The sequence below is a fragment of the Trichocoleus sp. DQ-A2 genome, assembly GCF_039961915.1.
Taxonomy (GTDB): Bacteria; Cyanobacteriota; Cyanobacteriia; order Cyanobacteriales; family FACHB-T130; genus FACHB-T130.
This window is the reverse complement of record NZ_JAMPKD010000003.1, coordinates 220,573-233,232: the sequence shown is the minus strand read 5'-3', so window position 1 is coordinate 233,232 and position 12,660 is coordinate 220,573. Positions and strand designations below refer to the sequence as shown.

The following is a 12,660-nucleotide window of genomic DNA, read 5'->3' as shown; positions in this document are numbered from 1 at the left end:
TTGTGTTCAGTATGGATGTATATGAACTCGGAGATTTGATTACATTTGGACCTTCTAACGGTCTTTATAAATCTGAAGAATTTATTGGCTCAGGTACTTTGTTACTTGATATCAAAAGCCTTTATCGAGGATTCACTGCTGACTTTAGTGAAGCTAGACGAGTTCAGATTACGGAAAAAGAGCAAAAAAAGTATGAAGTCCTGCGAGGAGATATTTTAATTAATCGCGTCTCCAAGAAACCTGGAGGAGTCGGAAAGGCAGTATTAGTTAGTGAGGTTGAAGAACCTACGGTTTATGAGTCTAATATGATGCGTTTTCGCGTTGATACAACTAAAGTGATACCTCGGTTTCTGGTTCAATACCTTGCTAGTGACATGAGCAGGCAAGAGTTACTTTCAAAAGCAAATATTTCAAACCAAGCTAGTATCAATCAAGAGACTGTTAAATCGCTAAAAGTTATTCTGCCGTCGCTAGTAGAACAAAAGCGGATTGCTGCGATCGCACAAAAAGCCGACAGACTCCGACGCACCCGACGCTACGCCCTACAACTGGGCGACACCTACCTGCAATCCGTCTTCTTGGAGATGTTCGGCGCTCAACAGCCGTCCTTTGAAAGGATGACCTTGAGTGAAGTCTGTTTAAAAATATTTGACTGTAAACATTACACTCCTCCTTATGTTCCTGAAGGAATTCCATTAATCAAAACGAATGATGTAGTTCCAGGGTTTTTTCAGTTTGGTAATACAGTTTATGTTTCACCAGAAGAGTATGAAAAACTCACTGATGTAAATAAACCAGAACAAGGAGATATTGTTTTTGCAAGAGAAGGCTCATTTGGTGTTGCATCTTATATTGCAGATAATCGCAAGTATGCAATAGGTCAGAGAATGATGCTGTTAAGAGCTGATAAACGCCAAGTTAATCCAATTTATTTAACGCATTTTCTTAACTCTCCACCTACTCAAGAAAACTTGTTAAAGGTTTCTATGGGGACTACAGTTCAACGGGTAAATGTAGGAGATGTGAAAGATTTACCTGTGTCAGTTCCGCCCCTCCCTCTTCAAGAAAAATTTGCCCAAATCGTCCAGCAATTTGAACGCCTCCGCGCCCAACAACGGGAAGGCGATCGCCAAGCAGAGCATTTATTTCAAACCCTGCTGCATCGTGCCTTTCGGGGTGAACTGACTCCTCAAGAGTCCAATGATGAGCCTGCATCCGTCTTATTAGAAGAGATTGGCGCAGAACAGGCAAAAGCCGAAGCGGAAGCCAAAGCCGCTACTCAGATGATGGGTGATACTGCTGAATATCTTGGCACGAAAGCAAAACAGCAAGACACAGAACCCATCCAGCTAACTTTGCCAGGGTTGGAATAGGACACCAACACAAGAAAGCCCTTGGTGATAAATCAAGGGCTAACTCTACGGGCTGCTGGCTTACTGACGGGCTAACGATTCACATCGCTATTAATCCAGTTACAGGCTTCTTGAGGCAACCAGCCCCCAATGTTATCCGGGTTAACTGCAATAACCAGTAAGTGGTCATTGTTATCAAGCTGCTGTCGGAGACGACTAGCCACTTGCTCGGCGGTCAGGCTGGTTTTCAGCAACCAAGTAGACTCTAAGCATTTGCACCACTGTCCTATGGACTTAATTGCCTGAATGAGCCTTTGGTATTTTTGTCCGGGACTATTAAGGTCATAAGTCACCAAGATCATATTTTCTCCATTTCTGGAAGCCTTGACGTTTTAAGAATGCTTGGGTAGGCTTCCAGAAGAAGTGTTAACACCCCAAGCATTTTAAGAAAGCGCCTAGAGCTGCAACTCCAGGCGCTTTCATTGTAGCTATGTTGTTTCGGTTTTGACAATAACCGAAACAAAGTAACGGTTAAATTGCCGACTAGGAGACTAATAATGCTAACCACATTACAGATATGATGGTTACAGATATAAAAAACCGAGATATTGAACTTACAAGGGAAAACTGCGTCTTAAATTACTGACGCAGAGGTTAGTGCCGAAAGGCAGGTGGCAAGATATGGAAGGAGTATTTACAAGACAACAAGCTTTAGACTTGACGGAACTCAGTTCAGGGCAGCTAAGCCGTCTGGACAAATCTGGTATTGTCAAACCCACCAAGCTTGGTGGTAACGGTCATCGTCCAACCGTACTCTACAGCTTGAATCAAATTTTGGAACTCAGAACTATTGCCACTCTGAGAAAGAAGCTCTCCATGCAGGAGATTAAGAAAGTTGTTGAGTATCTCCGAAAGAAAAACTTTGAGCCAACCCTGCTGGGTAAATACTTAATTTTTTGTAACAACAAGCTTTACTGGTTTACCGCAGACGAATTGGGTGAAAAAGTTATTGAATTGAGTGGCAAGAACAAAGGACAACTTGTTTTAAAGGCGGTTGATCCGATCGGTAAGGCAATCCTTGAGGTGCAGAATGAGGCTGAGTTACGCCAATCACTAGAGTCTAGGGAATCCTCTAAAAAGACGCCTGTTGCGTCTGTGTAGCCTCTAATGAAGTAAAAAACCTGTATTGCTTTTGGGCGATCGCATGAGTTACTTAGCGCGATCGCCTTTTTTGTTGTCTCCGCTTCAAATCCTCAGCCAGTCGAATATCCACCAGTTCCCCCTCCTCCCACGGTTCGCCATTAGGTTTAGCCAGCCGTTGTCCGAGTTTTTGGAGTTCGATGTCAGAGGTGCGATCGGCTTCTCCCCAGTTTAGATTCACAAATTACTGCTTTTGTCAACTGTGTTAGGGTTTCTCCCCGCTCGCTTCTGGGATAGGGTGGAGCGTGTTGTGAGTGATTGGTGCGTTGCCTACGGCAGGCTTCGCCTAATTACAAATTCCATCACAGAGATGGCGATCGCTCTCACTAACATTTGGATTAGTCTTCAGATAATCCCGCAGCCAGTTGCAACCGCGTACCAGTAAATCTTCCAGATTCAAATTCCACAAAATTACCGTACCGTCCTTACTAGCCGAGGCAAGTGTCTGACCATCCGGGCTGAAGCTGACGCTACTAACCCAAGCGCTATGCCCCACCAAGGTTTGCAATTCTCTGCCATCCAGACCCCAGAGTTTCACTGTGCAGTCATAGCTAGCCGAGGCAAGTGTTTGACCATCTGGACTGAAGCTGACACTACTGACTCCCTTGCTATGCCCGACAAAGGTTTGCACGAGTGTGCCATCTTTACGCCAGAGTTTCACTGTACGGTCATAGCTAGCCGAGGCAATCATCTGACCATCGGCACTGAAGCTGACGCTCATAACCTCACGGTTATGCCCCACAAAAGTTTGCATGAGTGGGCCATCCAGACCCCAGAGTTTTACCGTGTTGTCATGGCTAGCTGAGGCAAGTGTTTGACCATCGGGACTGAAGCTGACACTACTAACCCAAGCGCTATGCCCCACAAAGGTTTGCATGAGTGTGCCATCTGTATGCCAGAGTTTCACCGTACAGTCATCGCTAGCCGAGGCAAGTGTTTGACCATCGGGACTGAAGCTGACACTCCAGACCTCATTGCTATGTCCTGCAAAGGTTTGCACGAGTGTGCCATCTGTACACCAGAGTTTCACCGTACAGTCATCGCTAGCCGAGGCAATCATCTGACCATCGGGACTGAAGCTAACGCTTTTGACCTCATCGCTATGCCCCACAAAAGTTTGGACTTGAGTACCATCTCGACACCATATTTTCAGCGTGCCGTCACCGCTAGCTGAGGCAATCATCTGCCCATCCGGGCTGAAGCTGACACTCCATGCTCCATTGTTATGTCCCTGAAAGGTTGGCACTTGAGTGCCATCCAGAGTCCAGAGTTTCACCGTGCCGTCACCACTTGCCGAGGCAATCATCTTGCCATCGGAACTGAAGTTGACGCTACTAACTCCACCGCTATGCCCCACAAAGGTTTGCATGAGTGTGCCATCTAGACGCCAGAGTTTTACTGTACGGTCATCGCTAGTCGAGGCAAGTGTCTGACTATCCGGACTGAATCTGAGGCTATTGACCCCATCGTTATGTCCCACAAAGGTTTGCAACAGAGTGCCATCTACACGCCAGAGTTTCACTGTGCCGTCACCGCTAGCCGAGGCAAGTGTCTGACCATCCGGATTGAAGCTGACACTCCAAACCTCACCGCTATGTCCCATAAAGGTTCGCACTTGAGTGCCATCTAGACGCCAGAGTTTCACTGTGCCGTCATCGCTAGTCGAAGCAAGTGTCTGACCATCCGGATTGAAGCTGACACTCCAAACCTCACCGCTATGCCCCATAAAGGTTCGCACTTGAGTGCCATCAAGATTCCAGAGTTTCATTGTGCCGTCCTTACTAGCCGAGGCAATCATCTGACCATCTGGACTAAAGCTGACGCTAGTGATCAATGCGCTATGCGCCCGAAAGGTCTGCACTTGAGTGCCATCAAGATTCCAGAGTTTCACCGTGCCGTCCTTACTAGCCGAGGCAATCATCTGACCATCTGGACTAAAGCTGATACTCTTGACCCAAGTGCTATGCCCGTGAAAGGTTTGCAACAGAGTGCCATCTAGACGCCAGAGTTTCACTGTGCCGTCACTGCTAGCCGAGGCAATCATCTGACCATCTGGACTGAAGCTAACACTATTGACCCAATCGCTATGCCCATGAAAGCGATTACGCTCTTGCACAGAGTAGACCGCCTGCCATAGTTTGCCCGCCGCCAGAGTCTTGCTCTCGGATGACACTTCTATCTGCTGTAATTTTCTGCCTGCCTTGACACCTGCTACTAATGCCCCCAGTTGATCGTGTGATAAAAGCAGCGCTTGGGATAATGAACTCAGCGCCTCAATCTCAGCGATTGCTGCTCGCTGGCGTTCCTGCTGTTCTTGACGCAGTGCCTCCTCTTTCTCTCTAAGTGCTTGCCTCAGTTGTGCTTCAGTTAATTTCTGTTTTTGTTTTGCTTGTGCTAGTTCTGCTAGCAGTCCCGGTGCCTGTTGCTGACGGATAAAAGAGACTAAATAATCATGAACCAGTTGATAGCGGTCAGCCGGAGATTCTGGTAACAGAAACACTAAGCCGGATTTTCTGAAAATCTCTAAAATCAGATTTAACTTGGTAGCTTCTGCTGCTAAACCTGCTGCTAATACCTTTAAATCTACTTCCAGCTCAGCACGAGTCTTAAGCGGACGAGTATTATTTTCATCGGTCAGCAAGTACAAGACCAGCTCAGCCGCCTGCTGGTTTTCCTGCCCGCAATCTTTGACTACTTCTGCTAGGTAGCGCTTGACTAATTCTTCCTTTGGTTGTGGATTGCACTCCCGATACTGAACTAGAGTAGTGATATTCTCCGTTTGCAGTTGCGCTCCTACAACCTGCAACTCAATCGGGCGCACTTCCCCTAACTTACCTGCTAAATCCCGCATAAGTTCTTCAATCAAAGCAGGCTCTAAGTGAAAATTAGAATTTTCTGTCAAGCGCTTGATGATTCTCTTAGCATCGTCGGGTGAAAAGTTTCCCAACGGATAGCGGACACCTTTAGTTAGAATGTCATTGCCGATAATCTTCATGCTGTCGAGGCGATCGCACTCTAGCAAATAATGTATATAATCTTCTCGCAACGACAAAATCACCTTCACGGCTAGAATGTTGAGGCAGTCTCCCAGAAACTCAAAAAATTCACGTCTTTGGACTGAGTCGGTGTAGACAAAGAAGAATTCTTCAAACTGATCAAAAATCAGCACTGTCCGCAGATTACGCGCTTCATTTTGACGCAACTGCTCCAGAATAGCTGCCACTGAATCCAGTGACGTGGTGGACTGTATTTTCTTCTCTACGAGTGCCTCTGCCAACAACCGCCCCAATTCCGCAATCCAGCTAGTGTAAACGCGCATCGACAGGGGCAGAACATCTTGCGTGCCAATGGCTTTCTGTTTAAGTGTTGGTAACAATCCCCCATTTACCAGCGAACTTTTCCCCACCCCAGACTGCCCATGAATTACGATCAGTTTGCAGTCATTTCGACCAATCCGCTCCATCAAGCGCTCCACATCCAACTGCCGACCGGAAGCAGTAATCTCTGGGGCAATCGTCTCCTGACTTTTAACTTGCGTCAGTGCGAATTTTGCCTTTCGTTGTGGTTGTATCGATCCCGCACCAACAAACGCCCGAAATCCATACTGCTGCTCAATCGAGCGCTGTTCTAGCTTGATTTCAAATGCTTCGGAATATTCCTTTTGCTCAAAATAGAGTTTCTGCAAACAGCATAGGATGTCGAGATATAGTTGGGTATCATGTTCAGGACTACCCACTTCCTTAGCTACTTCTAAGTTACGGATAGCCTCTTGAGGTTGGTCTAGATGTTGCTGTGACTGCGCCAGAATAAAATGATAGCGGCTTGGATCGTAGGAGATTACCGATATATCTGGTAAGTCATATACAACTCCTGGACTACTAGTTGATTGAAAACTTGGAACTACGGAGAAAACATCTAATGCCTTTTGAGCAAACTCTTTCGCCTCATTCCAATGTTTTTTCGCTAGAGCTACCTCAGCCAAAAAGCCATAATCCTGAGCTAGTTCTATCGGTTTATTTTCAGTTAGATGCCGTTGCACAGCTTTCTGAGCAAGAGTTTGCAACTGCTCCCAATCTTCTAACCGTCGCAGAACTCTGCCTAAGCTCAGAATCGAATTAGCAACTAAATCTGGACGATGAGCCTGTTCGAGAACTTCTAGACATTGCCGAATGTAATGCTGAGTTGATTGCCAATCCGGGTGGTCTATTTCTCGATGCCGAAGTGCTTTAAGGTAATAGCAGAATGCGATGTTCTTAAGTAATTTTCCCTGTCGCTCTAAATTGTTACTCTGCTGCCAAAGTTTCAATCCTTTTTGATAATGCTCTAGAGCGATATCTAAATTTCGATTGGCATAATTGGCATCTTCAGTAAGCCCTAGTAAGGATTCTATAACTGCTCTGAGTTCTAGATCTAATGCTTGTTCGCGAGTTTGTAAATCCTGACAAGCTAGTTTGATTTCACGACAATCTTCTAAAGTAACGGTAAAATTTACCTCGAAGAATTGCTCGGCTGTTTCTCTGAGGAAGCCTACTAATTCATCAGTGGCAACTACAAACTCCGTAGTTGTTGCCCAACTCTCGAAATCAGGAGCTAGCTGAAGCAGTTTTTTCAGGACTTCATCATTCAGCCAAAGCACCAGTGGAAAATGGAAATTCTTGCGAAACTCCTCCCGCACTTGATTGGTTGCGCTCAACAACTCATCCAGATCGCCCACCGATTCCAAGCCGAAGACCATCAAAGCATCTGGCTGTTCTGAGTCCAACTCCGCTTGAATCCTAGCGTAGAGGGTCTTTTCAGATGTCTTCAGTTCGAGAATACGGATTTCGACGGTTGTTAGTTCTTGCAATCGCTCGACCAACTGCGATCGCAAGCTGGTATAGTTACAACGAGCCAAAAACAGCTTGAACTGCCCAACAGACGCCTCAATCGCCCAAGCCAATCCCTCCAACTCATCCTCGTTGTAGGCAGCAACATCTTTAGGTTGGTGCGGGTCGCTCATGGCTGCAACTCTCTCGCCTCTGCCAAAATCGGATTGATATCAAACCAAGACTCGCCGTTGTCGCGATACTCAAACACTAACCGACTACGGATGAGCTTCTGGTATCCGTCGTCATCGCTGACCTTTTTCCGTTGCCGAACCTGCCGCAGCAATTCCCACTCATTATCAGAGATCGGCATCGTCATCTCATTACGGCGAGAACGAATGACCTCTTCGAGAGTCTCACGAGACAGAGGCAATTGTCTTCCCTTTCTAATCCAAGTATTGAGCAACCTCAGCAAATCTCGGACGTGCCCTCCACTGACAGAACACAGGCGGTCTAAGGTTTCAGGACTATCAAAAATCTCAGTAATATTGTCTAGGCGGTTGTCTTCGTCCAAGTCAGGAAAGGCTCTTGCCAGCACCATCTGTCGCAGCAGTGCCATCCCCGCCTCACACTGGCTACCATCCTGAAGCTGCACGGGAACCATCGGCAACACCTTGGGGTCTTCTGAGAATCGCTGAGTGAGGTTCCCATAGTCATTGGAGAACTTCAGCGCCAGTGGCATTGTATAAACCAGATGACAATGCAGCTTAGTTAAACACTCACCCTGATCGACAAACAGGTATTCGTGTTGCGGACGCCCCCAACCCTTTTGGCGATTATCAATGCGATCGAGATTATCCACAATCACCACCAGTCCTTTTTTGCCTAGCTGTTTCAGTTTGGCGATCGCAGGTTCTAGCAGTTCTTTATTAATCGCTTCCAAAAGCTGAGTTTTCTGTGGTCCCAGATATTGGTTGAGTTTCTCCCGCAGTTTGGAGTCACTTTTCACCTTAGTAGTGATTTCGCCAATGCCAAAAGCAATAGAAAGCTTTTCCTTTTCCGAAGTGATACCAATATCACCAATTTTAGGAACTCCAGAAATTTCGGGAAGCTTAAGTTTCACCCCCGTTACCTCGGAGTTTAAAACATTGACTGCGCCTTGCAGCAACTCCTTTAGCTTTCTGGGTTCCTCAAGGGTTATTTTGTCCAAACTTTGGCTGACACGACGTGCGATCGCAAGCATTACATCGCCAATATCAACATCCGCCATTTCCAGGTCTTCACTGGACTCAAAATAAACCACATGGAACCCATCGAGTTCCAATTCGAGCTTGAGCCTCAATAACTCTGTGGATTTGCCACAACCAATATGCCCAGTAAACAAAACACACGTTGGATCATCGGGCGAGAAAAATGTGATGTTATCCTTCAGTTCCTCGATAATCTTGCCGCCTCGGACAGAAGAAAAGTCAATGTATAACTTCTTGTCTTCCGGGTTTGCTACAAACAGCGTCTTACCGGGGTCGGTCGCCTGAAAAAATTTTCGTAAATCTACCGCCATGCCACTTCCCAGTTAGTTTCTTTTGAAGCCTTATTCGACACGATAGCTTTACCAACAGGGTGTGATGGCAGATTGTTAGCTTCTGTTAAGCTCAGGCAGTGCCAGAAGTGGAATAGTGTTACCACGCATCGAGTGCATGAGACAATCAGCGCGATCTGCGCGAGGCGTTAGCCTCGCGAAAGCTAACGCAACAACGCTTCGCTATCGCTTCTGCTGCCGTCTCCGCTTCAAATCCTCAGCCAGTCGAATATCAACCAGTTCCCCCTCCTCCCACGGTTCGCCATCCGGTTTAACCAACCGTTGTGCAAGTTTTTGGAGTTCTGTATCTGAGGGGCGATCGCCTTCCAGTAACTCATTAATCCGTTCCACAGACATTTCAGCATCCGCCGCAAGTCGTCCAAGTACCCAATCACGGTTACTCAGCGTTTCTTCAATTAAAGATGCGATCGTTGGCACACTACTAACTACATCAGTGCTGGCAGGAGTCTTTCTTTGTTGAGACTGCCGCAACTGTTCTAGCGATTCATTCTCACCCAGCCATCCATCAATCAGTTCTACCGCCACATCACTCATCTTGCGCCCATGCATAGCGCAAGCTGCCTGAAAGCGCCGCTTAAATTCTTCGTTAGGTAGGTAAAGCCTTACAGAAACGTATTTATCTTCAGCCAATCCCAATTAAGCACAAGGTTATTTGTGCTTAATTATCGCTGGATTATAACTGTCCAATCTTAAATAAGCACATAGTCACTCTTATTTGCATTTTTGTGACTATGTGCCTAAAATCAGATTACCTAAAAAAAACGGCTATGACGTTGACATCAAGAGGAGAGCAACAGTCTTTCCCTCAAACTCAACCTGACGGCATCACCAGCGTTGATGCGTACCAGCAAGCCTTACAAGACTTTGGTGTGCTGGAATTGTGCGATCGCCTAACTCACCTCAGCCAATCAACCCCTCTAAGCAAAGGAGAACTCGACTCACTAACTGTCCTAGTAATCCGTCAACTCGTTAACAGCCTGAATCAACAACTGGTTTCTGATTTCATCAAAGCCATCCAATTAGACAATTCAGTTTCTGGCTTACCTTCGCTTAGTTTCAATACTTCAGTTCCAAGCGTCAGCCTGCCAGCGAATTTCCCGGATAGTGCAGAAACGCCCAGGTTTCTGTATGGCGATCGCCTTCGGTGGAAACCCCTATCTGATACAGACGAAACTGATAGGGGCATCGTCGTTGGGCGGTTCTACGCCTTTGCTCCTCATCGCTACCAGTGGGCGTGGAAATATCTAATTCTCCTCGCTTCCGAATCTCCCAGCGCTCAGTTCTGTGTCGCTGATACCTGCTGGGAAGAACACCTCGAACCTCTGCCGTTGGAGACAAACTCATGACATCTCCTCGTCCCCTCGGACAACGAGAACTGGAGTTAATTCGTCTCTACGCCACCTGCCAGTTAGGGATGTCTCCCCGTGCCTTTGAAGCCAAGTGGAACATAACGCGATCGCAAATGGCAGCAATCTGTCAATGCTCCCTTGCCACAGTCCAACGCTGGTTTGAGCGAGGAACCAACTTTTCACCACCTACTAGATACCACCTGCGCTACCTAGCACTCGCAGATTTGTTTATCGAGCATTTTGAAGAAATTCCCGACAGGTTGAAGGCTCTTTTATGCCCTCCCTTCAATAGTCAAGAGTGATTTAAACAAAGTTAACAAAAACCTATCAGATTGAGAGGAATCCAATTCATGCCTCACTTGTCTAGAGAAGAACGTTTTAGGGTGGTTAGAAGTACTCCGTTGCTGCTGCCGACTTCTAGCACGAACAAGGGCATGACCTCCATTTCAACCTTCGATATCACTAAAGAACCCCTGCTCGACCTGCTACGGGACATCAAACAGGGCAAAATACAGCTCGTGGACTTTCAGCGTTCCTGGTGCTGGGACGAAGAGCGCATCGAAAGAGTACTCGCCAGTGTCTCTTTAGGCTTCCCTGTCGGTGCTGTGATGCTACTCCAGCAAGGCAACTCAGACGTAAAGTTTAAACCCCGCCTCGTTGAGGGCGTGGCCCTCGACCAGCCGCCGACGCCTACCGCCTTGATTCTCGACGGACAGCAACGCCTTACCAGCCTGTTCATGTCTTTGCTATCCAACCAACCCGTTTGGATTGACCAGGGCAAACGCTATCCCCCTTTACAGCGCTGGTACTACATCGACATCCTCAAAGCCCTAGACTACCCCCATACTGACCGTCGCGATGCCATCTTTGGCTTAACCGCTAACAGAATGCTGCATCGGCTAGGAGAAGCGGCGCTTAATTGTTCTACTCCAGAAAAAGAATTTGAATCGGGCTTATTTCCCGTCTCCCAGGTATTTAACTTTTCTCAGTGGCGCTCTCAATACTGCCAATACTGGAATTACGACCGACAGAAGTTAGCTCTCATTGAACAGTTTGAAGCGACGGTCATCAAAAAATTCGAGCATTATCAGATGGGGTTGTTTGTCTTGAAAAGTGAACTGCCCAAAGAAGCTGTCTGTTACATTTTTGAGGAAAACAACAAGCGGCAGAGTGAACTTACCCACTTTGACTTATTAACCTCTGCCTTTGCTGCTAGTGAGTTTGACTTGCGGCAAGATTGGACGCAACGAGAACAGCGTTTGGCGACGCATCGGGTGTTGCGGCTGCTCAAGGCGACGGATTTCCTACAAGCGATCGCTTTGATGGTCAATTACCAACGGCGAACTGAAGCTCTCAACCAAGGTAGCGATACCGACCGACTGCCAGCGGTGGTGTGCAATTACCAGGATGTGTTGCGTCTGGATTTATCCCAGTATCAGCGCTGGGTGGAACCGACTACTCAGGGCTTTGAGGCAGTTGCTCGCTTTCTCCATACCCAGGCAATATTTGATGCCGATGACTTGCCCTACCCGATGCAATTAGTGGTGATGGTGCCGCTGTTTGTCATCTTGGGCGAAACCCTGAAGCTCGACTGGGTACGGCAACGCATCGAACAGTGGTTTTACTGCGGGGCAGCATCAGGAATTTACTCCCGTTCGCGGCAATCAACGGCTGCTAAGGATTTAATTGAAATTCCCCAATGGCTCAATGGTGGGGAAGTGCCTGCCACGATTCAGGAAGCTGAACTGTTTGCGGCACGGTTGCAGAATTTGGTTAGTTCTCAAGGGGCGGCTTATAGAGCAATTACTGCCTTGCTTCGACGCGATGGAGCGTTGGATTTTTTGAGTGGCGAACCGATTACGGCAGTGCGTTACTTCCAACAACGGATTGAGAACCATCACATCTTTTCTATGGAGTGGTGCAAGCAGCAGAAGATTCCCCGTTGGCGCTACAACAGCATCGTTAACAAGACTCCCTTAACGGCGAAGACGAATAAGTTCTTAGGGGGGAAAGCACCATCAGCATATCTGGCGAAATTAGAAGAACAAGGGATGTCGCGGCAACGGATTGATGAGATTTTGCGATCGCACCTGATTGAACCAACAACATTGCACAACGATGATTTTGATGCATTTTTTGAGGCAAGAACGCAGGCACTGTTATCGAAAATGGGTCGGGCAATGGGTAAGGGTTTGGTTGGAGAGTCTTTGCTGAAAAATGGCAATGGTAATGGGTTTCATCCAAAGATATTTACCGATTATCAAGCTGGGAGGTAATCGCGGCTGTCACCTCTTGTAATTAGAACAACTGTTTTTGTCTGGGGTTATGTAGTACACCTGTTTCCATTGAGCTTC

10 protein-coding genes are annotated in these 12,660 nt (G+C 47.1%); 5 read left to right on the top strand and 5 right to left on the bottom strand.

The window, feature by feature from the left end:
* Window positions 1–11: 11 nt before the first annotated feature.
* The gene (locus NC997_RS03860) at window positions 12–1,373 is read left to right on the top strand and encodes a restriction endonuclease subunit S (RefSeq protein ID WP_190528989.1); all 1,362 of its coding nucleotides are present in this window, start codon (window positions 12–14) and stop codon (window positions 1,371–1,373) included.
* 71 nt (window positions 1,374–1,444) lie between these two features.
* On the opposite strand, the gene NC997_RS03855 is transcribed toward NC997_RS03860, so the two are convergent.
* Entirely contained in the window at window positions 1,445–1,714 is a 270-nt protein-coding gene (locus NC997_RS03855) for a hypothetical protein (protein ID WP_190528987.1), read from the bottom strand.
* Window positions 1,715–2,033: 319 nt separating this feature from the next.
* Here NC997_RS03855 and NC997_RS03850 point away from each other — a divergent pair, with 319 nt between their 5' ends.
* Window positions 2,034–2,513 carry a MerR family transcriptional regulator gene (locus NC997_RS03850; RefSeq protein WP_206753369.1) on the top strand — a complete coding sequence of 160 codons (480 nt, stop codon included), beginning with the start codon at window positions 2,034–2,036 and terminating at the stop codon, window positions 2,511–2,513.
* A gap of 52 nt (window positions 2,514–2,565) precedes the next feature.
* Here the strand turns inward: NC997_RS03850 and NC997_RS03845 are convergent, their stop codons facing one another.
* The 4 genes from NC997_RS03845 to NC997_RS03830 form a co-directional block, all read right to left on the bottom strand.
* Window positions 2,566–2,733 carry a hypothetical protein gene (locus tag NC997_RS03845; RefSeq protein WP_190528983.1) on the bottom strand — a complete coding sequence of 56 codons (168 nt, stop codon included), beginning with the start codon at window positions 2,731–2,733 and terminating at the stop codon, window positions 2,566–2,568.
* 105 nt (window positions 2,734–2,838) lie between these two features.
* Entirely contained in the window at window positions 2,839–7,551 is a 4,713-nt protein-coding gene (locus NC997_RS03840; RefSeq protein WP_190528981.1) for a hypothetical protein, read from the bottom strand.
* Window positions 7,548–8,918 (bottom strand): P-loop NTPase fold protein, encoded by a 1,371-nt coding sequence (locus NC997_RS03835; protein ID WP_190528979.1) that lies wholly within the window; start codon window positions 8,916–8,918, stop codon window positions 7,548–7,550. The genes NC997_RS03840 and NC997_RS03835 overlap by 4 nt, the downstream gene beginning before the upstream one ends.
* Before the next feature lie 201 nt (window positions 8,919–9,119).
* Window positions 9,120–9,587 carry a plasmid partition protein ParG gene (locus tag NC997_RS03830; RefSeq protein WP_242031445.1) on the bottom strand — a complete coding sequence of 156 codons (468 nt, stop codon included), beginning with the start codon at window positions 9,585–9,587 and terminating at the stop codon, window positions 9,120–9,122.
* A gap of 137 nt (window positions 9,588–9,724) precedes the next feature.
* Between NC997_RS03830 and NC997_RS03825 the strand changes: the two genes are divergently transcribed.
* From NC997_RS03825 to NC997_RS03815, 3 genes are read left to right on the top strand one after another with little or no spacing between them, the layout of a single operon-like run.
* The gene (locus NC997_RS03825; protein WP_199306254.1) at window positions 9,725–10,303 is read left to right on the top strand and encodes a hypothetical protein; all 579 of its coding nucleotides are present in this window, start codon (window positions 9,725–9,727) and stop codon (window positions 10,301–10,303) included.
* Window positions 10,300–10,608 (top strand): helix-turn-helix domain-containing protein, encoded by a 309-nt coding sequence (locus tag NC997_RS03820; protein WP_190528975.1) that lies wholly within the window; start codon window positions 10,300–10,302, stop codon window positions 10,606–10,608. The genes NC997_RS03825 and NC997_RS03820 overlap by 4 nt, the downstream gene beginning before the upstream one ends.
* Before the next feature lie 48 nt (window positions 10,609–10,656).
* A complete protein-coding gene (locus NC997_RS03815) occupies window positions 10,657–12,582 on the top strand; it encodes a DUF262 domain-containing protein (protein WP_190528973.1) in 1,926 nt (641 codons plus the stop codon).
* Window positions 12,583–12,660: the final 78 nt, after the last annotated feature.

Coding starts and splice junctions, on each gene's coding strand:
- NC997_RS03840 (WP_190528981.1), bottom strand. CDS start 7,551: ATGAGCGACCCGCACCAACCTAAAGATGTTGCTGCCTACAACGAGGAT.
- NC997_RS03825 (WP_199306254.1), top strand. CDS start 9,725: ATGACGTTGACATCAAGAGGAGAGCAACAGTCTTTCCCTCAAACTCAA.
- NC997_RS03850 (WP_206753369.1), top strand. CDS start 2,034: ATGGAAGGAGTATTTACAAGACAACAAGCTTTAGACTTGACGGAACTC.
- NC997_RS03820 (WP_190528975.1), top strand. CDS start 10,300: ATGACATCTCCTCGTCCCCTCGGACAACGAGAACTGGAGTTAATTCGT.
- NC997_RS03835 (WP_190528979.1), bottom strand. CDS start 8,918: ATGGCGGTAGATTTACGAAAATTTTTTCAGGCGACCGACCCCGGTAAG.
- NC997_RS03855 (WP_190528987.1), bottom strand. CDS start 1,714: ATGATCTTGGTGACTTATGACCTTAATAGTCCCGGACAAAAATACCAA.
- NC997_RS03815 (WP_190528973.1), top strand. CDS start 10,657: ATGCCTCACTTGTCTAGAGAAGAACGTTTTAGGGTGGTTAGAAGTACT.
- NC997_RS03860 (WP_190528989.1), top strand. CDS start 12: ATGGATGTATATGAACTCGGAGATTTGATTACATTTGGACCTTCTAAC.